At 67.7% G+C, this 25,352-nt stretch carries 21 protein-coding genes and 1 riboswitch; of the genes, 6 read left to right on the top strand and 15 right to left on the bottom strand.

Annotated features, from left to right (window positions below; genetic code table 11):
* Nucleotides 1-56 precede the first annotated feature (56 nt).
* The 8 genes from ACWMMN_RS01875 to ACWMMN_RS01840 form a co-directional block, all read right to left on the bottom strand.
* Entirely contained in the window at nt 57-995 is a 939-nt protein-coding gene (locus tag ACWMMN_RS01875) for an MlaA family lipoprotein (protein ID WP_059232576.1), read from the bottom strand.
* Nucleotides 996-1,026: 31 nt separating this feature from the next.
* Nucleotides 1,027-1,572, bottom strand: a complete 546-nt coding sequence (mlaD, locus tag ACWMMN_RS01870; protein WP_059236507.1) for an outer membrane lipid asymmetry maintenance protein MlaD — start codon at nt 1,570-1,572, stop codon at nt 1,027-1,029.
* 30 nt (nt 1,573-1,602) lie between these two features.
* Nucleotides 1,603-2,370, bottom strand: a complete 768-nt coding sequence (gene mlaE, locus ACWMMN_RS01865) for a lipid asymmetry maintenance ABC transporter permease subunit MlaE (RefSeq protein WP_486422929.1) — start codon at nt 2,368-2,370, stop codon at nt 1,603-1,605.
* On the bottom strand, nt 2,367-3,188 hold the full coding sequence (locus ACWMMN_RS01860; RefSeq protein WP_059232577.1) for an ABC transporter ATP-binding protein: 822 nt from the start codon (nt 3,186-3,188) through the stop codon (nt 2,367-2,369). Before ACWMMN_RS01860 ends, mlaE begins: the two co-directional genes overlap by 4 nt.
* 84 nt (nt 3,189-3,272) lie before the next feature.
* The gene (thiE, locus tag ACWMMN_RS01855; protein ID WP_063805242.1) at nt 3,273-4,397 is read right to left on the bottom strand and encodes a thiamine phosphate synthase; all 1,125 of its coding nucleotides are present in this window, start codon (nt 4,395-4,397) and stop codon (nt 3,273-3,275) included.
* Nucleotides 4,394-5,209, bottom strand: coding sequence for a thiazole synthase (locus ACWMMN_RS01850; protein WP_059232578.1), 816 nt, complete (start codon nt 5,207-5,209; stop codon nt 4,394-4,396). The genes thiE and ACWMMN_RS01850 overlap by 4 nt, the downstream gene beginning before the upstream one ends.
* 38 nt (nt 5,210-5,247) lie before the next feature.
* Nucleotides 5,248-5,445, bottom strand: a complete 198-nt coding sequence (gene thiS / locus ACWMMN_RS01845) for a sulfur carrier protein ThiS (RefSeq protein WP_027783340.1) — start codon at nt 5,443-5,445, stop codon at nt 5,248-5,250.
* Nucleotides 5,446-5,476: 31 nt separating this feature from the next.
* On the bottom strand, nt 5,477-6,613 hold the full coding sequence (locus ACWMMN_RS01840; RefSeq protein ID WP_486422928.1) for an FAD-dependent oxidoreductase: 1,137 nt from the start codon (nt 6,611-6,613) through the stop codon (nt 5,477-5,479).
* Between the two features lie 224 nt (nt 6,614-6,837).
* Nucleotides 6,838-6,961, bottom strand: a riboswitch (TPP riboswitch).
* Between the two features lie 271 nt (nt 6,962-7,232).
* On the opposite strand from ACWMMN_RS01840, the gene ACWMMN_RS01835 reads away from it, so the two are divergent.
* The 4 genes from ACWMMN_RS01835 to ACWMMN_RS01820 all read left to right on the top strand — a co-directional run bounded on the left by ACWMMN_RS01835 (nt 7,233) and on the right by ACWMMN_RS01820 (nt 12,482).
* The gene (locus ACWMMN_RS01835) at nt 7,233-9,002 is read left to right on the top strand and encodes an ABC transporter ATP-binding protein/permease (protein ID WP_059232580.1); all 1,770 of its coding nucleotides are present in this window, start codon (nt 7,233-7,235) and stop codon (nt 9,000-9,002) included.
* On the top strand, nt 8,999-9,775 hold the full coding sequence (locus ACWMMN_RS01830; RefSeq protein ID WP_256085488.1) for an SDR family NAD(P)-dependent oxidoreductase: 777 nt from the start codon (nt 8,999-9,001) through the stop codon (nt 9,773-9,775). The genes ACWMMN_RS01835 and ACWMMN_RS01830 overlap by 4 nt, the downstream gene beginning before the upstream one ends.
* A gap of 129 nt (nt 9,776-9,904) precedes the next feature.
* Nucleotides 9,905-11,167 carry an MFS transporter gene (locus ACWMMN_RS01825; RefSeq protein WP_256085487.1) on the top strand — a complete coding sequence of 421 codons (1,263 nt, stop codon included), beginning with the start codon at nt 9,905-9,907 and terminating at the stop codon, nt 11,165-11,167.
* 31 nt (nt 11,168-11,198) lie between these two features.
* Nucleotides 11,199-12,482, top strand: a complete 1,284-nt coding sequence (locus tag ACWMMN_RS01820) for a D-amino acid dehydrogenase (protein WP_486422927.1) — start codon at nt 11,199-11,201, stop codon at nt 12,480-12,482.
* An 84-nt stretch (nt 12,483-12,566) separates the two neighbouring features.
* On the opposite strand, the gene thpR is transcribed toward ACWMMN_RS01820, so the two are convergent.
* Nucleotides 12,567-13,133, bottom strand: a complete 567-nt coding sequence (gene thpR, locus ACWMMN_RS01815; protein WP_174994261.1) for an RNA 2',3'-cyclic phosphodiesterase — start codon at nt 13,131-13,133, stop codon at nt 12,567-12,569.
* The gene (locus ACWMMN_RS01810; RefSeq protein WP_174994260.1) at nt 13,130-14,623 is read right to left on the bottom strand and encodes an alanine/glycine:cation symporter family protein; all 1,494 of its coding nucleotides are present in this window, start codon (nt 14,621-14,623) and stop codon (nt 13,130-13,132) included. The genes thpR and ACWMMN_RS01810 overlap by 4 nt, the downstream gene beginning before the upstream one ends.
* Nucleotides 14,624-14,937: 314 nt before the next feature.
* Here ACWMMN_RS01810 and ACWMMN_RS01805 point away from each other — a divergent pair, with 314 nt between their 5' ends.
* Nucleotides 14,938-15,465, top strand: a complete 528-nt coding sequence (locus ACWMMN_RS01805) for a hypothetical protein (RefSeq protein WP_486422926.1) — start codon at nt 14,938-14,940, stop codon at nt 15,463-15,465.
* Nucleotides 15,466-15,507: 42 nt separating this feature from the next.
* Here the strand turns inward: ACWMMN_RS01805 and ACWMMN_RS01800 are convergent, their stop codons facing one another.
* The 4 genes from ACWMMN_RS01800 to ACWMMN_RS01785 form a co-directional block, all read right to left on the bottom strand.
* Nucleotides 15,508-16,050 (bottom strand): hypothetical protein, encoded by a 543-nt coding sequence (locus ACWMMN_RS01800; RefSeq protein ID WP_155627088.1) that lies wholly within the window; start codon nt 16,048-16,050, stop codon nt 15,508-15,510.
* A 161-nt stretch (nt 16,051-16,211) separates the two neighbouring features.
* A complete protein-coding gene (locus ACWMMN_RS01795) occupies nt 16,212-17,678 on the bottom strand; it encodes a glutamate synthase subunit beta (protein ID WP_486422925.1) in 1,467 nt (488 codons plus the stop codon).
* 85 nt (nt 17,679-17,763) lie between these two features.
* Nucleotides 17,764-22,467: a glutamate synthase-related protein gene (locus tag ACWMMN_RS01790; protein ID WP_059232589.1), complete on the bottom strand. Its 4,704-nt coding sequence runs from the start codon at nt 22,465-22,467 to the stop codon at nt 17,764-17,766.
* A 289-nt stretch (nt 22,468-22,756) separates the two neighbouring features.
* Nucleotides 22,757-23,470 carry a transposase gene (locus ACWMMN_RS01785; protein WP_034189835.1) on the bottom strand — a complete coding sequence of 238 codons (714 nt, stop codon included), beginning with the start codon at nt 23,468-23,470 and terminating at the stop codon, nt 22,757-22,759.
* A gap of 193 nt (nt 23,471-23,663) precedes the next feature.
* Between ACWMMN_RS01785 and ACWMMN_RS01780 the strand changes: the two genes are divergently transcribed.
* Nucleotides 23,664-24,395, top strand: coding sequence for an OmpW/AlkL family protein (locus ACWMMN_RS01780; RefSeq protein WP_059232590.1), 732 nt, complete (start codon nt 23,664-23,666; stop codon nt 24,393-24,395).
* A 169-nt stretch (nt 24,396-24,564) separates the two neighbouring features.
* Here ACWMMN_RS01780 and ugpQ read toward each other — a convergent pair whose 3' ends face one another.
* Complete coding sequence (ugpQ, locus tag ACWMMN_RS01775; protein WP_486422924.1) at nt 24,565-25,335, bottom strand: glycerophosphodiester phosphodiesterase; 771 nt, start codon at nt 25,333-25,335, stop codon at nt 24,565-24,567.
* Nucleotides 25,336-25,352 lie beyond the last annotated feature (17 nt).

Raw genomic sequence — 25,352 nt, 5'->3', positions numbered from 1 at the left:
CAAGTTCGCGTACGCTACCGAATGAATCGTTTCCGGCTGTAACGAATGTAAATCCGTCAGTGCAGCCGGATGCTCGGGAAACGGAACCCGCCCGGCGACGGCGGCGCCACCTGCATCGCCGGCACGTTCGTTTCGCTGGCCGGATTCGGCGATTCGGCCGTGCCCGAGGCCGGCGACGCAACCGCCGCGCCCGATGCGCCGGCCGGCGCCGCTGCGCCCGCCGTACCGGCCGCCGCCGGTGCCGCGCCGTCTTCCGGCAGGTCGTACTTCGGCAGCGCGTCGTTGCCCGACGTCGCGGCCGCCTCGCCGCGCGCGTTGCTGATCAGCATCTGGCGGCGCTGCAGGTACGCATTGCGCACGAACGAGTACTTGTCGAGCGCCGCGGCATCCAGCACGTCGCCCGCGCCGAGCAGGTTCGAACGCGTGTTCACGAGGTTGACGCCGAACAGGCCCCAGCTCAGGCCATCCGGTTTCACGTAGGTGAGCGGGTTGCCGACGTAGTCGACGCCGAGGCCGGCCGTGTCGCGCAGCGTGCTCGGGCCGAGCAGCGGCAGCACGAGGTACGGGCCCGACGGCACGCCGTAGCGGCCCATCGTGACCCCGAAGTCGGCCGTGTGCTTCGGCAGCTTCGCGATCGTCGCGACGTCGAACAGGCCGCCCACGCCGAACACCGTATTGATCACGACGCGCATGATGTCGCCGACGCCGTCCGCGATCCGCAGCTGCACGATGTTGTTCGCCGCGATGTAGACGTCGCCGATGTTCGAGAAGAAGTTCGTCACGCTGTCGCGCACCGGCTGCGGCACCACGTACTGGTAGCCCTGCGCGACCGGCTTCAGCGCGTACGTGTCGACCGTGTCGTTGAACTTGTACATCGTCCGGTTGAAGCCTTCGAGCGGATCGCCCTTGGTCGGCGTCTGCACGGTCGCGCAGCCGCTCAACGCGGCGACTGCCGCTACCGCCAGCGCTGCGTGCCTGATGCGGATCGTCTGCATGGTCATTACCCTCTTGTTTTCTCTCGTGTGGTTATTGGGCCGCCGCGCCGGACACCGCCGACGCCGGTACCGCCACCGGTGCCGGCGCAGCCGATGCACCGGCTGCCGGCTTCGCACCGCCCGCATCGGCGGCCTTGCTGTACAGGAACTGGCCGATCAGGTTCTCGAGCACGATCGCCGATTGCGTCATCGTGATCGTATCGCCGGCCTTCAGCATTTCCGTGTCGCCGCCCGGATCGAGACCAATATATTGCTCGCCGAGCAGGCCCGACGTCAGGATCTTCGCCGACGAATCCTTCGGGAACGGGTACTGGCCGTCGACATCGATCGTCACGAGCGCCTGGTAGGTGTTCGTGTCGAAGCCGATCGACTTCACGCGGCCGACCACGACGCCGGCACTCTTCACGGCCGCGCGCGGCTTCAATCCGCCGATATTGTCGAATTTCATCTTCACTGCATAGGTCGGCTGAAACGACAGCGAGCTCATGTTGCCGACCTTCAGCGCCAGGAACAGCACCGCAAGGAAGCCCACCACCACGAACAGGCCGACCCAGAAGTCGAGAGCAGTCTTTTTCATCGTCATCCCAAAATTTGGCTTGGCTGAGGCTTAGCTGAACATCAGCGCGGTCAGCAGGAAATCGAGGCCGAGTACGGCGAGCGACGCGAACACGACCGTCTTGGTGGTCGCGCGCGACACGCCTTCCGGCGTGGGCTTCGCTTCATACCCCTGATACAGCGCAATGAAGGTCACGGCGAACCCGAACACGATGCTCTTCAGCACGCCGTTGCCGACGTCGGCCCAGACCTGGACTCCGCCCTGCATCTGCGACCAGAACGCGCCCGGATCGACGCCGATCAGCACGACGCCGACGAAGTAACCGCCGAGCACGCCGACCGCGTTGAAGATCGCGGCGAGCAGCGGCATCGCGATGATGCCGGCCCACATGCGCGGCGCGATCACGTTCTTGATCGGGTCGACCGCCATCATTTCGAGCGCGGTGAGCTGTTCACCGGCTTTCATCAGACCGATCTCGGCCGTGAGCGACGTGCCCGCGCGGCCCGCGAACAGCAACGCGGTGACGACCGGCCCGAGCTCGCGCACGAGCGACAGCGCGACCAGCAGGCCGAGCGCCTGCTCGGAACCGTAGCGGTTCAGCGTGTAATACCCCTGCAGGCCGAGCACGAAGCCGACGAACAGCCCCGACACGGCAACGATCACGAACGAATAGTTGCCGAGGAAGTGGATCTGCTTCGTGACCAGCCGCGGCCGGCGCAGCAGCGGAAAGAATTCCAGCACGAGGCGCACGAACAGCCGCGTGCCGTAGCCCGCGCGCTCGAGGCCGCCGATGACGTAACGTCCGATCGCGCTGATCATGCGCGCCCTCCGCCGAGCCCGAAATCCGCTGCGAGCGGCGGGCTCGTGTAATGAAATTTGAACGGGCCGTCCGGCGCGCCGTCGATGAACTGCCGCACGCTCGGATCGGTCGACGCGCGCAGCTCGTCGGGCGTCCCCTGCGCGAGCACGCCGCCGTTGGCCAGAAAGTACACGTAATCGGCGATCGCGAACGATTCCGGCACGTCGTGCGTGACGAGGATCGAGGTCGCGCCGAGCGCCTGGTTCAGCGTGCGGATCAGGTTCGCCGTAATGCCGAGCGAGATCGGGTCGAGGCCCGCGAACGGCTCGTCGTACATGATGAGCTGCGGATCGAGCGCGATCGCACGCGCCAGCGCGATGCGGCGCGCCATCCCGCCCGACACCTCGGACGGCATCAGGTCGCGCGCGCCGCGCAGCCCGACCGCGTTGAGCTTCATCAGCACGAGGTCGCGAATCAGGTCTTCGGGCAGGTCGGTATGCTCGCGCAGCGCGAATGCGACGTTCTCGAACACCGACATGTCGGTGAACAACGCGCCGAACTGGAACAGCATGCCCATCTTGCGGCGCAGTGCATACAGGCCGTCGCGGGATTGCGTGCCGACATCGGCGCCGTCGAACAGCACCTGGCCGCGACGCGCGCGCACGAGGCCGCCGATCAGGCGCAGCACGGTGGTCTTGCCGCAACCCGACCCGCCCATGACCGCGACGACCTGCCCCCGCCCGAAGCGCAGGTTCAGGTTGGACAGGACGAGGCGGTCGCCGTAGCCAAAGTCGACGTCGCGAAGTTCCAGCAGGGTCTCGGTAGGAGTGGGGCTCACGGAGCTGGCAGTCCTTTTACGCAGAACGCCGAATTATAGGGCCTGCATTGGAATGATGTCGTGACGCCGTTCCAGGCCCTGCGGTCAATGATTGTCAAATTGTCCGGCAAAACATTGCTGCAGCGCAATAAGCGCAGCCCGATAGTCGGCGGCGCCCGTGACCGCACTCACCACCGCGACGCTGCCGACGCCCGTCTCCAGCACGGCCGGCAGCGCATCGAGCCCCACCCCGCCGATCGCGACGAGCGGCGCCCGCGCGCCCGCGAAGCGCGCGTAGCGGGCGATCCGCGCCAGTCCTTGCGGCGGCGCGGCGACGGCCTTGGTGGCGGTGGCGTATACGGGGCCGAGCGCGAGGTAGCTCGGGCGCTCGTGCAACGCCCGCAACATCTCGTAATAACCATGGCTCGAAAGTCCGAGCCGCAGGCCCGCGCGCGCGATCGCCGCCAGATCGGCCGTTTCGAGGTCTTCCTGACCCAGATGAACGCCGTACGCGCCTTCATCTACCGCGATCTGCCAGTGATCGTTGATGAACACGCGCGCATCGGGATAGCGGCGCCCTGCTGCGACCGCACGCGCGATTTCCCGGCGCAGCGCGTCCGGCGTCGCGCCTTTCACGCGCAGTTGCACGGTCCGCGCGCCGCCATCGAGCACGCGTTCGACCCATTCGGCGTCCGGTACGACCGGATAGAGGCCGAGTTGCGCGGGGCAGGGCGCAAACGCCGGCTCCGGCGCGGGCGGCAGCCCGGCAACACGGGGGAACCGCGCGGCGTCGACCGGCCACGCGTCGTCGGCGCGCGTCTCGTCGCCGTCGCGCCACGCCAGCGCGAGCACCAGCGCGTCGACCGGCGCGAAGCCGCAATCGAGGAATGCCGCGAGCGCCGCGATCCAGTCGTCCGCGAGCGGATGCGCGGCTTCGAGCGCGTAACGCGCGCCCGCCGCATGCAGCACCGCGCCCTGCTCGTCGAATTCGATCGCGACCGCGCCCGGCGAGGCCGGCCGCGACGCGGCCGACGCGCGCGCCTGCGCGGCGCGGTCGCCGGACGACACGATCAGCACGTCGCCGTCGGCCGGCACGCCGGGCGCCGCCACGCAGAGCCGCCACGGCGCCGCGCCGGCCGGCCAGTCGCCGAGGCGGGCGCGAATCCGTTCGGCCGCTTCGGCCAGTTCGTCGGCCGGCGGCCAGAATGCATCGGCGAAGCGCGCGCTCATGCGCCGCCCCCGTCCTGGTGCCAGAACGGCATCCCGACAACCGGCGTGCTCGCGTGCGCGGTTTCGCGCGCATCCATCGGCCCGGCCAGATACGCGGCACGGCCGGCCTCGACGCCCTGCGCGAACGCGCGCGCCATGATCTCCGGGTGCGTGGCCTGCGACACGGCCGTGTTCAGCAGCACGCCGTCGAAGCCCCACTCCATCACCTGGCATGCGTGCGACGGCACGCCGAGCCCCGCGTCGACGATCAGCGGCACGTCCGGCAGCCGCTCGCGCAGCACGCGCAGGCCGTACGGATTCACGACGCCCTTGCCCGTGCCGATCGGCGCGCCCCACGGCATCAGCGCCTCGCAGCCGGCGTCGAGCAGGCGCCGGCCGATCACGAGATCCTCGGTGCAGTACGGCAGCACCTTGAAACCGTCCTTGACCAGCTGCGCGGCGGCCTCGATCAGCCCGACCGGGTCGGGTTGCAGCGTGTAGTCGTCGCCGATCAGCTCGAGCTTGATCCAGTCGGTGCCGAACACCTCGCGCGCCATGTGCGCGGTCGTCACGGCCTCGGCGACGGTCTGGCAGCCGGCCGTGTTCGGCAGCAGCGGCACCGCGTGGCGCTTGAGCAGGTCGAAGAAGCCGGCTTCGGCCGTGCCGCCCGTCATCTGGCGGCGCAGCGCGACCGTCACCATCCCGGGGCGCGACGCGGCGATCGAATCGGACAGCGACTGCAGCGACGGATAGCGCGACGTGCCGAGCAGCACGCGGCTTGCGAAGGTTTCGCCGTACAGCGTCAGCGCGTCGGCGGATGTGAGGGACGTCATGTCGTTTTCCTGGAAGAGCGGGGACGAACCGGCGGCGATCAGCCGCCCGCGACGGGGTGCACGACGTCGAGCTTGTCGCCCGCCGCGAGCGCGCGCGCCGCATGCTGCGTGCGCGCGACGAAGTTGCCGTTCAGCGCGACCGCGTAAGGCGGACGCGCGCCGTACGCGGCGAGCGCGTCGGCCACCGTCGCGCCGTCGGGCAGCGTCAGGGTCTGTTGGTTGATCTGGATATCCATGAGGCTCGGTCGGATTCGGTCGGCGCGCGCGTCAGGCCGGCTGGCGCGCGTCGTTACGGTGATGAAGGAGCGTCGGCCAGCGAGCGGCGTCGCGCCACGCGGCGAACGCGTCGGCATCAGCGAACGCGCCGCCGAGCGCGGCTTGCGCGAACGCGACGGCCGCCTGCGCGACTTCCGGCGCGATCATGAAGCCGTGCCGGTACAGGCCGTTGACGGCGAGCGTCGACGCGCCGTCCCAGATCACCGCCGGGCGGTGATCGGGCAGCGTCGGCCGGCACTGCGCATTGAGTTCGAGGATGCGCGCCTCGCCGAACGCCGGATGCACGGAGAACGCCGCGCTCAGCAGTTCGAGCGCGGAGCGCACGCTGACGGGCGACATGTCCTCGCCCTCCACCTCGGTCGCGCCGATTACATAGAGATCGTCCTGCTTCGGCGCGATGTACAGCGGGTACCGCGGATGCAGCAGCCGCACGGGCCGTGTCAGCCCGATGCCGGGCGCATGCACGCGCGCGACTTCGCCGCGGATGCCACGCAGCGCGGGCAGCGCGGATTTCGCGCCGAGCCCGCGGCAATCGATCGTGAAATGGGCGGCGGGCAGGTTCGCATCGTCGATCGCGACGTGCCAGTGCAGGTCGACGCCGCGTTCGGCAAGGCCCGCCGCGAGCGCGCGCAGCGCCTGGCGATTGTCGAGCTGGCCTTCGCGCGGCAGCAGCAGGCCGCGTGCGAAACGGCCCGCGAGCGTCGGCTCGGCTGCATCGACCTGCGCGCCGGCGAGCGTCACGAAGCCGCCGTCGAACAGGTCGGCCGGCGCGTTCGCACGCACGCGCCGCTCGAACAGCGGCGCCTCCGCGCGATCCGCGTGGTGCCAGACGACGAGCGTGCCGTGATGCTGGAAGAAAACGGGTTCGGGCAGTTCCGCGAGCCATTGCGGCCAGCGCGCGAGCGACGCGGCGCCGAGCTCGGTGATCAGCAGCTCCGCGCTCGCCGCTTCCGCGAGCGGCGCGAGCATCGCGGCCGCGATCCACGCGGCCGACTGCTCGCCGTCCGGGCCGCCGCGCTCGTAGAGCGCGACGCGATGCCGGTCGCCCGCGAGCCGCCACGCGATCAGGCGGCCGACGAGGCCGCCGCCGAGCACTGCGAAATCGGGCCGTGCATCCTGAACGTTCATCGCGCGCCCTCCTCGGGAGCGCGCACGACGAACGTCGACGCACCCGCGCCGCCACGTGCGAACGCACGCGACATCGGGCCGGGAATCAAGCAAAAGACTGAAGATTGTGCGGTCATCATTCCTTCCGTAACGCGCAATGCGCGTACCCAAAAGGACGAAACCGGCAGCAAAGGCCGGCCGGGCGGACTCGGGCGCTGACCATGTGGGATGGCAGCCAGCGCGACCCGGCGGGATCAGAAACTTCCCTCGCCGGTATTACCCGGATCGGGTGCAAAGGGTTTTTCTCAGCCTCGCCGCGCTGCCCGGAACATTCGCCGGCCACGCCACAAAGCACCCCTGTTTCGTCGTCGGTCATTAGACCATAAAAGCGGAAAGCGCCGCAAACTGTCACCGGCGGGGCAAATTCGCCGTCGGCCCGCGCCGCTCTGGCACAATGCCCGCAGGCCGGCCGCCGCAAGCGGCCGGTTGCCGCGTCACCGCCGGCCCTTAAGTGCCGTTTAAGACGCGCGGGCGACCATCCGTGCGCCCGCCGTCAGTCGGCGCCGCGCCCCGGCATGCCGTATCGCGGCGCGCGCCCGGCTTCGCCCGGCCCGCGCGCCGGCTACTCATCAGGAAGCACATGACCCAATCGATCGATCCCGTCCGCTCCGCCTCCGACGCGCCGCAGGACGAGCGCCCGGTATCCGCATGGAGCCTCATCAAGCCCTACTGGGTATCGTCCGAATGGAAAATCGCGTGGGGCCTGCTGGTCACGATCATCGCGATCAACCTCTGCGTGGTCTGGATCAACGTCCGGCTGAACAAGTGGAACGCGCAGTTCTACAACGCGCTGCAGTCGAAGGACGTCCACGACTTCCCGAACCTGCTGATGCAGTTCTCCGCGCTCGCCTTCGCGTTCATCATCCTCGCCGTGTACGGCCGCTACCTGCGGCAGATGCTCGGCTTCCGCTGGCGCCAGTGGCTCACCGACCGGTTCCTCGGCCAGTGGCTCGGCGATCGCGCGTTCTACCGGATCGAACGCGATCGCCTCGCGGACAACCCCGACCAGCGGATCACCGACGACCTCCAGTCGTTCGCGACCACGACGCTCGCGCTGTCGCTCGACCTGCTGTCGACGGTCGTCACGCTCGTGTCGTTCATCACGATCCTGTGGTCGCTCGCCGGCGCGCTGACGTTCACGCTCGGCGCGACGCCGATCTCGATTCCCGGCTACATGGTGTGGGCAGCCGCGCTGTACGCGGTGATCGGCTCGCTGATCATCCAGAAGGTCGGCCATCCGCTCGTGTCGATCAACTACCAGCAGCAGCGCGTCGAGGCCGATTTCCGCTTCGGGCTGATCCGCGTGCGCGAGAACGCCGAGCAGATCGCGTTCTACGACGGCGAGAAGACCGAGACCGGCAACGCGCAGACCCTCTTCATGCGCATCCGCGACAACTGGTGGCGCGTGATGAAGTACACGAAGCGGCTCACGTTCGTGCTGAGCTTCTACGGGCAGATCGCGATCATCTTCCCGCTCGTCGTCGCCGCGCCGCGCTATTTCGCGGGGGCGTTCTCGTTCGGCGTGCTGATGCAGATCTCGTCCGCGTTCGGCACCGTCAGCGATTCGTTCTCGTGGTTCATCAACAGCTACTCGACCCTCGTCGAATGGCGCGCCACCGTCAACCGTCTGCGCGAATTCAAGCGCGTGATGGGCACGTCGCACCTGAAGGAAAGCCTGTCGCCCGCGACCGAGCACGGCGGCATCAACCTGCACTACATCGACGGCGCGAAGCTGTCGACGTCGTCGCTGAAGCTCGCGCTGCCCAACGGCAACGCGCTCGCGAACATCGGCAGCGTCACGATCGAGCCGGGCTCGCGCTGGCTCGTGATCGGCAAGTCGGGTTCCGGCAAGAGCACGTTCATGCGCGCGCTCGCGGGCTTGTGGCCGTTCGGCGACGGCGCGATCGATGCACCGGTCGGCGCGCGGATGATGTTCGTGCCGCAGACGAGCTATCTGCCGATCGGCACGCTGAAGGCCGCGCTCACCTATCCGGCGACGCCCGACACGTTCAGCGACGAAGCCTGCCGCGATGCGCTGCGTGCGTGCCGCCTCGAGGATTACGTCGAGCGCCTCGACGAGACCGCGCACTGGACGCGCGTGCTGTCGCCGGGCGAGCAGCAGCGCCTTGCCGGCGCACGCGTGCTGCTGCACAAGCCGGATTTCCTGTTCCTCGACGAAGCGACCAGCGCGCTCGACGCCGACAACGAGGCACGCCTCTATCACCTGTTCGCCGAACGGCTGCCGAAGGCCGCGATCGTCAGCATCGCGCACCGCGAGTCGCTGGCTGCGTTCCACGTCGGCACGATCAACGTCGAACGCGCGAACGCCGGCGACAAGGTCGCCGCGTGAGCGCACGCGCCGCGCACGTCGAACGCATCGCGCTGATCACCGGCGCAGGCTCGGGGATCGGCGCGGCGCTCGCGCGGCGGATTGCGGCGCCCGGCATCGCGCTGGCGCTGCATGCGCGCGGCGCGGACGATGCGGCGCGGGCGCGGCTCGCCGAAGTCGCACAAGCGTGCACGGCGGCCGGTGCGGCATGCATCACGCTGACCGGCGATCTCGGCGAACCGGGCGTTGCCGCCGCGCTGGTCGATACCACCGCGACGCGCTTCGGCGGGCTCGACCAGCTCGTCGCGAACGCCGGCTTCGCCGCGCGGCAATCCTTTTCCGGCCTTTCCGCGGACGCGCTTGCGGCCGCCTTCGCGGCGATGCCCGGCGCGTTCTCCGCGCTCGCGGGCCGCGCGCGGCCGCTGCTCGAAGCGTCAGCCGCCCCGCGAATCGTCGCGGTCAGTTCGTTCGTCGCGCACCGCTACCGCGCCGCGGCGCCGTTCGCGGCGACCGCCGCCGCGAAGGCCGCGCTCGAATCGCTCGTGCGTACCGCCGCCGCCGAATTCGCCGCGCACGGCATCACCGTCAACGCGGTCGCGCCGGGTTTCACGCGCAAGGACCACGGCCCGAGCGCCGGCAACGCCGCCGCGTGGGCGCAGGCCGAACAGGCGACACCGCTCGGCAGGATCGCCGAGCCCGACGACGTCGCCGCGCTGATCGCGTTCCTGCTGTCGGACGCGGCCCGCCAGATCACCGGCCAGGTCATTCACGTCGACGGCGGCCTGACGCTCTGACGCGTCTCCCCCTCTTTCCTGCTTGCCCGCACGAACCTGCATCCGCCTTTTTGGCGCGCGGGATCGCGCCCGTAAAATAGCCGCCACGCGGCAGCGCAAGACGAGACAAGACGAGAGGGGGCGGCAAGCATGCAGGCATTCCAGTGGTTCACCGAACTGTCGACGCGCGAGCGCCGGACGCTGTACGCCGGCTTCGGCGGCTACGCGGTCGATGCGTTCGACTTCATGATCTATTCGTTCCTGATCCCGACGCTGATCGCCACGTGGGGCATGTCGAAGAGCGAGGCCGGGATGATCGCGACGAGTTCGCTGATCTCGTCGGCGATCGGCGGCTGGGCCGCCGGCATCCTCGCCGACCGCTACGGCCGCGTGCGCGTGCTGCAGTGGACGATCGCGACGTTCGCGCTGTTCACGTGCCTGTCCGGTTTCACGCATTCGTTCTGGCAGTTGCTCGCCACCCGCACGCTGCAGGGCTTCGGCTTCGGCGGCGAATGGTCGGTCGTGACGATCATGATGGCCGAGACGATCCGCTCGCCCGAGCATCGCGCGAAGGCCGTCGGCACCGTGCAGAGCAGCTGGTCGTTCGGCTGGGCCGCGGCCGCGATCCTCTACTGGGCGTTCTTCGCGCTGCTGCCCGAGCAGGTCGCGTGGCGCGCGTGCTTCTGGATCGGCATCGCGCCCGCGCTGTGGATCCTGTACATCCGCCGCAACGTCAGCGATCCCGACATCTACACGGCCACGCGCCGCGCGCGCGACGAAGGCCGCGTGTCCGGTCACTTCCTCGAGATCTTCTCGCCGCCGCACCTGCGCGCGACGCTGTTCGGCAGCGCGCTGTGCACCGGGATGCTCGGCGGCTACTACGCGATCACGACGTGGCTGCCCACCTACCTGAAAACCGTCCGCCACCTGTCGGTGTTCAACACGAGCGGCTATCTCGTCGTGCTGATCGTCGGCTCGTTCGTCGGCTACGTGGTCGGCGCGATCCTGTCCGACCGGCTCGGCCGCCGCGCGTCGTTCATCCTGTTCGCGATCGGCTCGTTCGCGCTCGGCATGGCGTACACGATGCTGCCGATCACCGATACCGCGATGCTGCTGCTCGGCTTCCCGCTCGGCATCGTTGTGCAGGGGATCTTCGCCGGTATCGGCGCGTACCTGTCGGAGCTGTATCCGGGCGCGATCCGCGGCTCGGGCCAGGGCTTCTGCTACAACCTCGGCCGCGGGCTCGGCTCGTTCTTTCCGATCCTCGTCGGCTCGCTGTCGCAGTCGATGTCGCTCGTGAAGGCGATCGGCCTCGTCGCGGGCGGCGGCTACCTGCTCGTGATCGTCGCCGCGCTCGTGCTGCCGGAGACGCGCGGCAAGTCGCTCGTCGACGATCCGGCCGTCGCGTCGTGATCGTGAGCCACCGCTTCGTTTCGGAACCCGCATGCACGTGATCGTTCTCGGCGCCGGCGTGATCGGCGTCACCACCGCCTGGCACCTGCGCGAAGCAGGCTGCGACGTCACCGTGATCGACCGCGAGGCCGACGTCGCACAGGCGACGAGTCTCGGCAACGCGGGCGTGATCGCGCCCGGCTACGTGACGCCGTGGGCCGCGCCCGGGATGCCCGGCAAGATCCTCAAGTACCTGTTCAAGCCCGCGTCGCCGCTGATCTTCCGGCCGACGCTCGATGCCGCGCAGTGGCGCTGGATCGCGCGCTGGCTGCGCGAATGCGAGCTCGAGCGGTTCCGCGTGAACAAGCAGCGGATGCAGCGCATCGCGTATTACAGCCGCGCGTGCCTGCATGCGTTTCGCGAGCGTTATCCGTTCGACTATGGCGCGAGCCGCGGCTACCTGCAACTGCTGCGCGGCCCATTCGACGTCGAGATGGTGCAGCCCGCACTGCACGTGCTGCGCGATGCCGGCATCGCGTTTCGCGAACTCGACGCGGCCGGCTGCACGGCGATCGAACCGGGCCTGCGCTGGGCGCGGCAGGCCCCCGTCGGCGGCATCTACCTGCCCGACGACGAAGCCGGCGACTGCGCCCGCTTCACGCGCGAACTCCGTGCGCTGTGCGAGGCGCACGGCGTGACGTTCCGCTTTCGCACCGGGATCCGCGCGCTCGATGTCGCGGGCCGCACGGTACGCGGCGTGCGGGTCGATTCGCGCGAAGCGGGCGATACCGCACGAAGTGACGCCCTGCTCGCCGCCGACGCGATCGTCGTCGCGCTCGGCGTCGACAGCGCCGGCCTGCTGCGGCCTTACGGAATCGACGTGCCGCTGTATCCGGTGAAGGGTTATTCGGCGACGCTCGCGGTCGTCGACGACGAAAAAGCGCCGCGCGCCGCGCTGATGGACGAATCGCTGAAGACGGCGATCACGCGCTTCGGCCCGACGCTGCGCGTCGCGGGCACCGCGGAGCTCGGCAACCGGCACGCGGCGCTGCGGCAGCAGGCGCTCGATACGCTGATGAAGGTGCTCGACGACTGGTTCCCGCACGCGGCCGATCGCGCGTCGGCGCGCTTCTGGGTCGGCCGCCGGCCGATGACGCCCGACGGGCCGCCACTGCTCGGCGCGAGCGGGATCGACGGGCTCTGGCTCAATGTGGGCCACGGCTCGACGGGCTGGGCGATGTCGATGGGTTCGGGAAAGGTGCTCGCGGATCTCGTCACCGGGCGCGAGCCGGATATCGACCTGTCGGGCCTGACGCTCGCGCGCTACGGCCGGTAGGCTCGGCACCGGGCAACGCTGTCGACGCAATGCGCGGGCGCGAGTGCACCGTGCGCGGCCACCGCGGTGCGTCGCGAAAAACGCTCAACCCGCTGCCCGGCCTTCCGCCCAGGCGATCGGCGCCGACACGATCGGCCGATGCGATACGCCCTCATGCGACAGCCGGCTTTCGAACAGCGTCAGCGCTTCAACGCGCAGCACGACCTGTCGCCCGGGCGCGCCACCGTGTGCGGGCTGACCGACTGCATCGTGCGGCAGCCGCGCGAGCGTCACATGCGGCCGGAACGGCCGCCGGTCGGCCGGCACGCCCAGTTCGCGAAGCAGTGCCGACAACCCCGCATTCAGCGCGATGCACGCCGGATCGGCCGCCAGCTCCGCGACGATCAGCCTCGCGCGCGGCAGGCTCGGCCACCACGCGATCCGCTCGACCGGCAGCAACGGCAACGCATGCACGGCCGCGAGCGCGGGCAGGTGCGCGGCCAGCGCGTCGCAACGTTCCCGTTCGATCGCGCCGATGAACGCGAGCGTCATGTGCAGTTGCGCGGGCAGCGTGCGCCGCGCGCCACGGGTGACCGGCAACGCGTGCAGCGCATCGCGCGACGCCGCATCGGGCATCAGCGCGACGAACGCACGGAGCCGGTCGCCGTTCATGACTCGCGCACCGCGCCGCGCGGCGCGCTGGACGCGCCAGGCGAAGCCACGGGACGCTGCGGCAACGGGCCGTGCTCGCCCCACACGTCGTCCGGCAGCACGCGCGCAAGTTCGGGAATCGTATTGCGCGTGAACACCGGATCGGCAACGCCTGCCGCGCGCTGGCGGCGATAGTCGGCCCACGCGGCGTGCGCGTACTTGCCGAGCGCGAGGATCGCGATCAGGTTGATGATCGCCATCAGCCCCATGCTCGTATCGGCCATCGCCCACACGAGCGGCAGTTGCCCGACGCTGCCGAACATCACCATCGCGAGCACCGCGACGCGGAACAACGGCAGCACGCCGCGCCGCTTCGTGATGAACTCGACGTTGCCTTCCGCATACGCGTAGTTGCCGATCACCGACGAAAACGCGAGGAAGAAGATCGCGACGGCCATGTAGATGCCGCCCCAGTCGCCGACGTGACTCGAAATCGCGCGCTGCGTGAGCGCCGCGCCTTCCATCCCGGTGCCGAGTTCGTACTGGCCCGACAGCAGGATCACGAACGCGGTCGCGCTGCAGATCACGATCGTGTCGACGAACACGCCGAGCATCTGGATCAGCCCCTGCGTGACCGGGTGCCGCGTGCTCGCGGTCGCGGCCGCGTTCGGCGCGCTGCCCATCCCGGCTTCGTTCGAGAACAGCCCGCGCTTCACGCCGATCGCGATCGCCTGGCTGACTGCATAGCCCGTCAGGCCGCCCGCCGCCTGCTCGAGGCCGAACGCGCTCTTCACGATCAATACGATCACGCCCGGCACCAGCGCGATGTGCGTCGCGACCGCGTAGACCGCGAGCGCGAGGTAGCCGATCGCCATCAGCGGCACGATCACCTGCGCGACCATCGCGATCCGGCGGATGCCGCCAAAGATGATCGGTGCGCTCAGCAGCACGAGACAGAGGCCGACCGTCTCGCGGCTCCAGCCGAACGACGTATGGAACGCATCGGCGATCGCGTTGGCCTGCACCGCGTTGAACACGAAGCCGAACGCGAGGATCAGCGACAGCGAGAACAGCACGCCGAAGCCGCGCGAGCGCAGGCCCGTCTGGATGTAGTACGCGGGGCCGCCGCGGAAGCTGCCGTCCGGGTGCGACACCTTGAAGATCTGCGCGAGCGTCGCCTCGACGAACGCGGACGACATCCCGACGAGCGCGGTCATCCACATCCAGAAGATCGCGCCCGGCCCGCCGACCGTCAGCGCGACCGCGACGCCCGCGATGTTGCCGGTGCCGACGCGGCTCGCGAGCCCGGTCGCGAACGCCTGGAACGACGAGATGCTGCCCGGCTCACCCTTGCTGCCGACCAGCTTCATGCTGAGGAACAACGCCTTCAGCTGGATCATCCGGAACCGCAACGTGAACCATGCGCCGGCGCCGAGCAGCAGCGCGATCAGCACGTAGTTCCACAGCACGCCGTTGACGGCTTCGATCAGCCCTTGCACGAATGCTTCCATCCAGAGTCCTTGTAAATAGGGTCAGTCACATGCAGCCACCGCAAATGCGGCCCGAGGGGCGACATGATATGACAGTTTTCAATAATTATTACAAAACGAAAGGAATTGAGATGGCGAGAAATCGTGGCTGGATGTCATCAGGTTAGACGACGCTTCGCGAAAATGCGGGGGCACTGCCGCGACGGTCCAGGGGGTCGGGAAACAGGTTCAAGTACGCACCGCAGGAAAATCCGGGCGTCGACATGTCTTGCGAATGCCGCTCGCCCAACACCAGTCCGGAGACCTTCCGGCGTGCCCGAACCGGACGCAAGGGGATGCAACGTCACCGACCCGGGACGTTTCCGCACGCCCTCACGATCCCAACCGTCATTCGCTTCGCCAGCCGTCTCGCGCCGATTGTCGTCACGGCAGCCATCGCACTCTTCCCGCTGTTGCTTGCCGTCGCTGTGATTTCCAGATACGCGCCCGACGCAGGCTATTGCCCCGACGCGCCGCTCGCGGAACTCGCGGAACTCGCGGAACTCGCGGAACTCGCGGAACTCGCGGAACTCGCGGAACTCGCGGCAAGCATTCTCGCGTTCGCCGCAGCGCGCGGCATGCGCCCGGACGAAATCGGGTTCGTCGGCATGCCGCGTTATCACGCCGACAGGTTCGGCTGGTGGAGCTTCGACCTGAAGTCGGGCGAAGCACGCTACGTCGCCACGATCGATTACGGGCGCCGCGTCACGGGCTTCGGGAAGTTTCAAATGCTGCCGCCCGAACCGGCCGGGCCGATGCCGCGAGGCCATTCGTTTGCCGGCATCGAACCGCGCGCGGCCGATCCCGTCGCTGGCTATCGATGATCCCGCCGGATCGGCGCGCCGGGTGACTGCGCCTTCAACGCGTCAGGGAAGCCGCCACTCGGCCGGGATGTCGAAGACCAGCCCTGACAACCCGCTTGCGAGCAGGACGCGCGCAAAATGCGCCCTGGCGGGGTCGACCGCCGCGAATTGCGCGTATTGCAGAATCTGCTTGGCGATCCTCTCAAGCCGCAGGCAGGCCGTGGGCAGCACGTCGGGCTTCTGCAGCCGCCAGTAGGTCAGCCAGAATTCGTCGCACACGGAAGCGAACACCGGCGGAATGCCGGCCTGCACGAGGCTCGTCACCATGTCGCGCAGCGCGGCAAGCGGAAAGGTGCTTCGCACGTCGTCGGCCGGCGTGAACTGCGCGAAGCCTTCCAGCGTCATCCGCGCGCCGATCGAATCGGTAACGTGCGCGTCGACGTCGATCTGCCGCTGCTGCGCGACGAAGGCATGGTCTTCGACGTGAAGGCCCCGCCCGTGTGAAAGCAGCAGCGCAACGATTTCCGCCAGCCGAACCTGCTGGCCGTCGGCCGCAAAGCACGGTCGGGTGACTTCCGGGGCGTTTTCTCGAGACATGGTGTGCAAGCCGCGCTCGTGGTCGACGCAGAAACCTGCCGTCGATCGGGCCCGTGCCCTTCGCCTTGTTCCGCGCATGCTAAGCGGCAACCCGCTTGCCGTGCACGTAAAAAAACCGGGCGCCCTGTCGGACGCCCGGTTTTCATCGAAACCCGCTCGCGGTATTCAGCTCAGCGCGGCAGTTCCGTGTGGCCCATCAGGTACGCATCGACCGAGCGCGCGCACTGGCGGCCTTCGCGGATCGCCCATACCACGAGCGACTGGCCGCGGCGCATGTCGCCTGCCGCGAACACCTTGTCGACCGACGTGTAGTACGAACGATCGCCTTCGGTCGCCGCGCGTGCGTTGCCGCGTGCGTCCTTCGCGACGCCGAACGCGTCGAGCACCGGCGCCGCCGGCTGCGTGAAGCCCATCGCGAGCAGCACGAGATCGGCCTTCATCTCGAACTCGGAACCCGGCACTTCCTGCATCTTGCCGTCCTTCCACTCGACGCGCACCGCGACCAGCTTCTCGACCTTGCCGTTCTTGCCTTCGAGGCGCTTCGTCGCGACCGCCCAGTCGCGTTCGCAACCTTCATCGTGCGACGACGACGTGCGCATCTTGATCGGCCAGTACGGCCACACGAGCGGCTTGTTTTCCTCTTCCGGCGGCTGCGGCAGCAGCTCGAACTGCGTGACCTGCTTCGCGCCGTGACGGTTCGACGTGCCGACGCAGTCCGAACCCGTATCGCCGCCACCGATCACGATCACGTGCTTGCCCTTCGCGAGCAGCTGGTCGACCAGCTTGTCGCCCGCGTTCACGCGGTTCTGCTGCGGCAGGAAGTCCATCGCGAAATGGACGCCCGCGAGCTCGCGGCCCGGCACCGGCAGGTCGCGCGGCGTTTCCGAGCCGCCGGCGATCACGACGGCATCGAATTCTTCCTTCAGCGTATCCGGCGAGATGGTTTCCTTCGCGAGGCTGCCGATCGACTCGGGCAGCGGGTCCTTGCCGATGAACACGCTGGTACGGAACGTCACGCCCTCCGCTTCCATCTGGCGCATGCGGCGGTCGATCAGCCACTTCTCGAGCTTGAAGTCGGGGATCCCGTACCGCAGCAGGCCGCCGACACGGTCGTTCTTCTCGAACACCGTCACGTCGTGGCCGGCACGCGCGAGCTGCTGCGCGACGGCGAGGCCCGCGGGGCCCGAACCGACGACGGCAACCTTCTTGCCCGTCTTGTGCTCGGCCGGCTGCGGCTTCACCCAGCCTTCCGCCCAGGCCTTGTCGATGATCGCGTGCTCGATCGACTTGATGCCGACCGGGTCGTTGTTGATCCCGAGCGTACACGCCGCTTCACACGGCGCCGGGCAGATGCGGCCCGTGAATTCCGGGAAGTTGTTGGTCGAGTGCAGGACTTCGATCGCCTGCTGCCAGTCCTGGCGGTACACGAGATCGTTGAAGTCCGGGATGATGTTGTTGACCGGGCAGCCGTTGTTGCAGAACGGGATGCCGCAATCCATGCAGCGCGCGCCCTGGACCTTCGCGTCCGCGTCGGTCAGTGCCGCGACGAATTCCTTGTAGTGCTTCACGCGCGTGAGCGGTGCTTCGTACGCCTCGTGGCGGCGTTCGAACTCCAGAAAACCGGTTGCCTTGCCCATAAGGTGCTCTTCTGTTCGGTGTATCGGGTGGGGGAGCCGCGCGCGGCCGTCAGGCGCGCGCGGCATTCGCTATGTCGTTCGTCGCTCAGGCGGCCAGCACTTCCTTCGCCGCCTTCTTCGCACCGATCTCGCCCAGCGCGCGCTTGTATTCGTGCGGGAACACCTTCACGAACTGGCGGCGCGCCGCGTCCCAGTTTTCCAGCAGCGACTTCGCGCGCGGCGAACCCGTGAACTGGAAATGACGCTCGACGAGCCCCTTGAGCAGCGCTTCGTCCGTCGTGCCTGCGTGCCAGAGTGCGCGGTCGACCGTACGCTCCTGTTCGGCCTGCTGCAGCACCGGCTCGAGCGCGACCATCGACTTGTTGCACTTCGCCGCGAACGTGCCATCCGGATCGTAGATGTACGCGAGGCCGCCCGACATGCCGGCCGCGAAGTTGCGCCCCGTCTCGCCGAGCACGACGACCGTGCCGCCCGTCATGTATTCGCAGCCGTGGTCGCCCGTGCCTTCGACGACCGCCGTCGCGCCCGAGTTACGCACGCAGAAGCGCTCGCCCGCGACGCCGCGGAAGAACGATTCGCCTTCGATCGCGCCGTACATCACCGTGTTGCCGCAGATGATGTTTTCCTCGGACTTGCCGCGGAAGTCGTTGGTCGGACGGATGATGATCCGGCCGCCCGACAGGCCCTTGCCGACGTAGTCGTTGCCGTCGCCGACGAGGTCGAGCGTCACGCCCTTCGCGAGGAACGCGCCGAAGCTCTGGCCCGCCGTGCCCTTCAGCTGGATGTGCACCGCGTCGTCGGCCAGGCCGTCATGGCCGTGCTTCTTCGCGATCACGCCCGACAGCATCGCGCCGACCGTCCGGTTCACGTTGCGCACCGGCTGGATGAACGACACATGCTCGCCGTTCTCGATCGCGGCCTTCGCCTTCTCGATCAGCACGTGGTCGAGCGCGCGCTCGAGGCCGTGATCCTGCACGTCGACGTGACGCGGCGCGACGTCCTCGCATTCTTCCGGCTGGTAGAACACGCGCGAGAAGTCGAGGCCCTTCGCCTTCCAGTGCTCGACGCCCTTGCGCGTGTCGAGCAGGTCGGCGCGGCCGATCAGGTCGTCGAACTTCGCGATGCCGAGCTGCGCCATGATCTCGCGCACTTCTTCGGCAACGAAGAAGAAGTAGTTCACGACGTGCTCGGGCTGGCCCTGGAACTTCGCACGCAGCACCGGATCCTGCGTCGCGACGCCGACCGGGCACGTGTTCAGGTGGCACTTGCGCATCATGATGCAGCCTTCGACGACGAGCGGCGCCGTCGCGAAGCCGAATTCGTCCGCGCCGAGCAGCGCGCCGATCACGACGTCGCGGCCCGTCTTCATCTGGCCGTCGGCCTGCACGCGGATCCGGCCGCGCAGGCGGTTCAGCACCAGCGTCTGCTGCGTTTCGGCGAGACCCAGTTCCCACGGCGTGCCGGCATGCTTGACCGACGACAGCGGCGATGCGCCCGTGCCGCCGTCATGGCCGGCGATCACGACGTGATCGGCCTTCGCCTTCGCCACACCGGCCGCGACCGTGCCGACACCCACTTCCGACACGAGCTTCACGGAGATGCTCGAGCTCGGGTTCACGTTCTTCAGGTCGTGGATCAGCTGCGCCAGATCCTCGATCGAGTAGATGTCGTGGTGCGGCGGCGGCGAGATCAGGCCGACGCCCGGCACCGAATAACGCAGCTTGCCGATGTATTCCGACACCTTGTGGCCCGGCAGCTGACCGCCTTCGCCCGGCTTCGCGCCCTGCGCCATCTTGATCTGGATCTGGTCGGCCGACGCGAGGTACTCGGCGGTGACGCCGAAGCGGCCCGACGCGACCTGCTTGATCTTCGAGCGCAGCGAATCGCCGTCCTTCAGCGGAATGTCGCTGACGATCTCGTCGCCGATCACCGACTTCAGCGTCTCGCCCGACTTGATCGGAATGCCGCGCAGTTCGTTGCGGTAGCGCTTCTGGTCCTCGCCGCCTTCGCCGGTGTTCGACTTGCCGCCGATCCGGTTCATCGCGATCGCAAGCGTCGCGTGCGCTTCGGTGCTGATCGAACCGAGCGACATCGCGCCCGTCGCAAAGCGCTTGACGATGTCCTTCGCCGATTCGACGTCGTCGATCGGGATCGCCTTGGTCGGCTCGACCTTGAACTCGAACAGGCCGCGGAACGTCATGTGACGCTTGGTCTGGTCGTTGATCAGGTGCGCGTATTCCTTGTACGTCTGGTACGAGTTGCTGCGCGTCGCGTGCTGCAGCTTCGCGATCGAATCCGGCGTCCACATGTGGTCTTCGCCGCGCACGCGGTACGCGTACTCGCCGCCGGCGTCGAGCATGTCACGCAGGACCGGGCTGTCGCCGAACGCGTCGCGGTGCAGGCGGATCGCCTCTTCCGCGACTTCGAACAGGCCGATGCCGCCGACCTTCGACGCCGTGCCCTTGAAGTACTTCTCGACCAGGTCGCTCGACAGGCCGAGCGCTTCGAAGATCTGCGCGCCCGTGTACGACATGTACGTCGAGATGCCCATCTTCGACATCACCTTCTGCAGGCCCTTGCCGACCGCCTTCGTGAAGTTGTAGACAGCCTTCTCCGGCGACAGGTCGCCCGGCAGGCCTTCGGCCATCTTCGCGAGCGTTTCCATCGCGAGGTACGGGTGCACGGCTTCCGCGCCGTAGCCCGCGAGCAGCGCGAAGTGGTGCGTTTCACGCGCGGAGCCCGTCTCGACGACGAGGCCCGTGCTCGTGCGCAGCCCTTGCTGGACGAGGTGCGTGTGGATCGCCGACGTGGCGAGCAGCGCGGGAATCGCGACGTGCTCGGCGTCCGTCTTGCGGTCCGACACGATCAGCATGTTGTAGCCCGACTTCACCGCGTCGACGGCTTCCGCGCACAGCGATGCAAGACGCGCCTCGATGCCTTCCTTGCCCCAGGCAACCGGGTAGCAGATGTTCAGTTCGTATGCGCTGAACTTGCCGCCGGTGTACTGGTCGATCGCGCGGATCTTCGCGATGTCCTTGAAGTCGAGCACCGGCTGCGACACTTCGAGCCGCATCGGCGGGTTGATGTTGTTCGTGTCGAGCAGGTTCGGCTTCGGGCCGATGAACGACACGAGCGACATGACCATGTTTTCACGGATCGGGTCGATCGGCGGGTTCGTGACCTGCGCGAACAGCTGCTTGAAGTAGTGATAGAGCGTCTTGTTCTTGTTCGACATCACCGCGAGCGGCGAGTCGTTACCCATCGAACCGACGGCTTCCTCACCCTGCTGCGCCATCGGCGCCATCAGGAACTTCAGGTCTTCCTGCGTATAGCCGAACGCCTGCTGGCGGTCGAGCAGCGCAGCGCCCTGCGTACGGCCGGCCGCGACTTCCTCGGCCTTCGGCTCGATTTCGTCGAGCTTGATGCGCACGGCGTCGATCCAGCTCTTGTACGGCTTCGCGTTCGCGAGGTTGTCCTTCAGTTCCTTGTCGTCGATGATGCGGCCGTGTTCCATGTCGATCAGGAACATCTTGCCCGGCTGCAGGCGCCACTTCTTGACGATCTTCGATTCGGGGATCGGCAGCGTGCCGGCTTCCGACGCCATGATGACGAGGTCGTCGTCGGTCACGATGTAGCGCGCCGGGCGCAGGCCGTTACGGTCGAGCGTCGCGCCGATCTGGCGGCCGTCGGTGAACGCGATCGCGGCCGGGCCGTCCCACGGCTCCATCATCGCGGCGTGGTATTCGTAGAACGCGCGGCGGTTCTCGTCCATCAGCGTGTGCTGTTCCCACGCTTCCGGGATCATCATCATCACCGCGTGTACGAGCGGGTAGCCGGCCATCACCAGCAGCTCGAGACAGTTGTCGAACGACGCGGTATCCGACTGGCCCGGGTAGATCAGCGGCCACAGCTTCGGCAGGTCGTCGGCGAGCACGTGCGACGCGATCGCGCCGGTCCGTGCGTTCAGCCAGTTCACGTTGCCCTTCACGGTGTTGATCTCGCCGTTGTGCGCGATCATCCGGTACGGGTGAGCCAGTTCCCACGCCGGGAACGTGTTGGTCGAGAAGCGCTGGTGCACGAGCGCGAGCGCCGACACGACGCGCGCGTCCTGCAGGTCGCGGTAGTACACGCCGACCTGGCCGGCCAGCAGCAGCCCCTTGTAGACGACCGTGCGCGCCGACATCGACGGCACGAAGTATTCCTTGCCGTGCTTGAGCTTCAGCGCCTGGATGCGGTGGCTCGCCGTCTTGCGGATCACGTACAGCTTCCGCTCGAGCGCGTCCGTCACCATGATGTCCTTGCCGCGGCCGATGAAGATCTGGCGGATCAGCGGCTCGCTCGCCTTCACGGTCGGCGAAATCGGCATCGCATGGTCGACCGGCACGTCGCGCCAGCCGAGCACAACCTGGCCCTCGGCCTTCACCGTACGCTCGAGTTCCTGCTCGCACGCGAGACGCGATGCGTTCTCCTTCGGCAGGAAGATCATCCCGACCCCATATTCGCCAGCCGGCGGCAGATTCACGCCCTGCTTGGCCATTTCCTCGCGATAGAACGCGTCCGGAATCTGGATCAGGATGCCCGCGCCGTCGCCCATCAGCGGGTCGGCACCGACCGCGCCACGGTGATCGAGGTTCTCGAGGATCTTCAGACCCTGCTGGATGATCTCGTGGCTCTTCTTGCCCTTGATGTGAGCGACAAAGCCGACGCCGCAGGCGTCGTGTTCGTTTTGCGGGTCGTACAGACCTTGTGCGGCGGGCACCGCGGCGAGCGGCTGCTGGTGGTCGTTCATGGGGACACCGTCGTAAAGGGGGCCTGGAGGCCGTTGAACCGTTTTCTTGTTGCCGTCGATCCCGCTCCCGACGGGAGACGGCGCGGCCGACAGTGGTTGGGCATGCTTCGCCCGGGCCACCGGAATTCGGAATATACGCGACGAATCAAAGGAATAGCAACAAAAACCGCTTGATCGAACCCCAATTAAACGGATGCATCGATCTGGTGCCGTTTTATTGGGGCCGCATCGATTTGGTGCAAAAAGAAGCGGCGCCCGCAGCGCCGCTTCCTGACTCGCCTTGCCGGGATTACTGCTGGATCGGCGGCGTGTTCTCACGCACCTTTCTGGGGCGTCCGCGCGGCAGCGGCGAGACGCGCCGGTTCGCGGTCCGCGCCGCCCACTCGCGATAATGCTCGCCGCCGAGCACCCAGCCCTTGAGCGTCGCCTGCTGCAGCTGGTCGGCCTGCCGCTCGTCGAGCGGCTGCTCGCACAGCTCCTTGTACGCGCGCTGACGGTCGAACGGCGTATTGCCGAGCGCCCAGTAGAGCGGATGGTCGGTGATCAGGCTGTCGACGGTGAGCCCGACGTGATGCCGGTAGCTCGACCAGCGATAGGCCTCGGGCGTCGCGACGAGCTGCGAACGCACCGGGCTCATCTCCACTACCCGGCTCGCGAGCAGGAAATAGCGCTCGCCTTCGATCACGGTCGCGCGATAGCGGCCTTCCCACAGCGTGCCGCGCCGCGAATAGCGCCGGTTGAAATGCGCGACGTAGCGGCGACCGACGGCCTGCATCGCTTTCGGCAGGCTGGCTTCGTCGCTCGGCGTCACGAGGAGTTGCACCTGGCGCGGCAGCAGCACATAGGCATGCACCGACAGGTGATGATCGCGTGCGGCGGCCTTCAGGCAATCGATGAAGAGTTCGTAGTCCTGGTCGTCGACGAACGCGGGTTGCTGATCCAGGCCGCGCAGTATCACGTGCTGCGGCTGGTCGGGAACGTAGAGTCGTGCTAACCGTGCCATGCTGAATGTCCGTTTGAACGCGTTAGGAAATACCCGGAGGTCCGAAAATGCGCACCTGCGTAGAATGCCTGTCCTCGCGGGGCGCGAAAGCGTACGGTCGTACGAATCCTAGGGAGAAAACTCTAACTTACGAGCTTGTTTGGTTTTAAACGCAGTCGTCATAATGAGCACGCCTTTGATCGGAGGAGACACAATGAAACGAAAACTGGCCATTACGGGGGCCGCAGCGCTCGCATTCACGTTTGCGGGCGGTACGGCACATGCACAATCCGCAGGTGATTTCTACGTCAGCACCGGCTGGCTGCACCTTGCGCCGCAGGACAGCAGCGACCCGCTGTTCCTGTACGGCGTAGGCGGCACGCCCATCAACCAGTCGGTTCCCAACACCGGTGCCGGCATCAGCGACGCCGACACGCTCGCGCTGGCGACCGGTTACTTCGTGACCGACCACATCGCCACCGAGTTCATCGCCGGCATCCCGCCGAAGTTCGACATCACCGGCAAGGGCCAGTTCTCAAGTTTCGGCACGCTCGGCCGCGCGTACCAGTGGAGCCCCGCGCTCCTCCTCAAGTACTACTTCAACGACGCCAATGCGAAGTTCCGTCCGTATGTCGGCGTCGGCGCAACGTATATCTGGTTTACCGGCGCGAAGATCACGAACAGCGCGTTCGAGAACGGCGTGCTCGGCGGCCCGACCAGCGCGCAGACCAGCAACCAGTGGGCGCCCGTGTTCAACGCCGGCTTCACGTACAACTTCACGAAGCACTGGTTCGCCGGCTTCTCGATGTCGTACATCCCGGTCAGCGTGACCGCGACCTTCACGACGGCCCGCCGGACGCCGGTCGGGACGCTGACGGAAACGTCGAAGGCCCACATCTCGCTGAACCCGATCGTGACGTACCTCAACGTCGGCTACCGCTTCTAAGCGTAGTCGAATATTTGGGGAATGGTTAATCCTGCTGCAATTTGTAGCGGATTTTTCCTGACGTAACGTCTCCACGATGCAAAACGCCCCGGCGGAAATTCCACCGGGGCGTTGTTTTTTTGCATCAGGCACGCTCCCGAAAAGGCCGCGCCGAGCGCTGCCTTGGCCGCTAGACCACGGCGATGTCGTCCAGCGCATCGGGAGCGATCAGGTCGATCCGGTCCGTGCAGACCGCATCGACACCCCAGCGCGCGAGTTCGCGCGCCCGTTCGAGGTCGTTCACCGTGTACACCAGGATGCGCAGCCCGGCCGCCTTGATCGCGCGCACGAGCGGTTCGTCGAGCCGTTTGTGGTCTGCATGCAACGATACGCAGCCAAGCGCGCCGACGACCTGCGCATGCCAGTCGTCCGGCACGGCTTCGTAGAGCATCCCGCGCGGCAGCGCCGGCACGGTCGCGCGCGCCTGCTGCAGCGCATCGAACGAGAATGACGACAGCAGCGGCGGCACCGCGGCGTCGCGCCAGTACGTGGCCGCGTCGGCCGCCACGCGCTGCCCGGTCTCGCGCTCGCGCCCCGGACACGGCTTGATCTCGACATTCGCGGCCAGCCCGTGCGCGATGCAGCGCGCCGCCGCCGCCTCGAGCGTCGGCATCCGCTCGCCCGCGAAGCGCGCGTCGCGCCATGCGCCCGCGTCGAGTGCGGCCAGCGCCGCATAACGCATGCCCGCCGCCGCGCCCTGCCCGTTCGACGTGCGGTCGACCGTGTCGTCGTGCAGCAGGAACGTCACGTCGTCGGCCGACAGCTTCGCGTCGAACTCGACCATCCGGTGCCCGCGCCGCGCGCCTTCGTCGAGCGCGGCTAGCGTGTTCTCCGGCGCGAGCGTGCCGCCGCCGCGATGGGCGACGACGCGCGGATAGGGCCAGTCGGTGCGGAGGGTCATCGTCGGTCTCTCGGCAA

Source organism: Burkholderia cepacia complex sp. TUM26381 (assembly GCF_057439935.1).
This window is presented reverse-complemented; position numbering and strand designations above follow the sequence as displayed.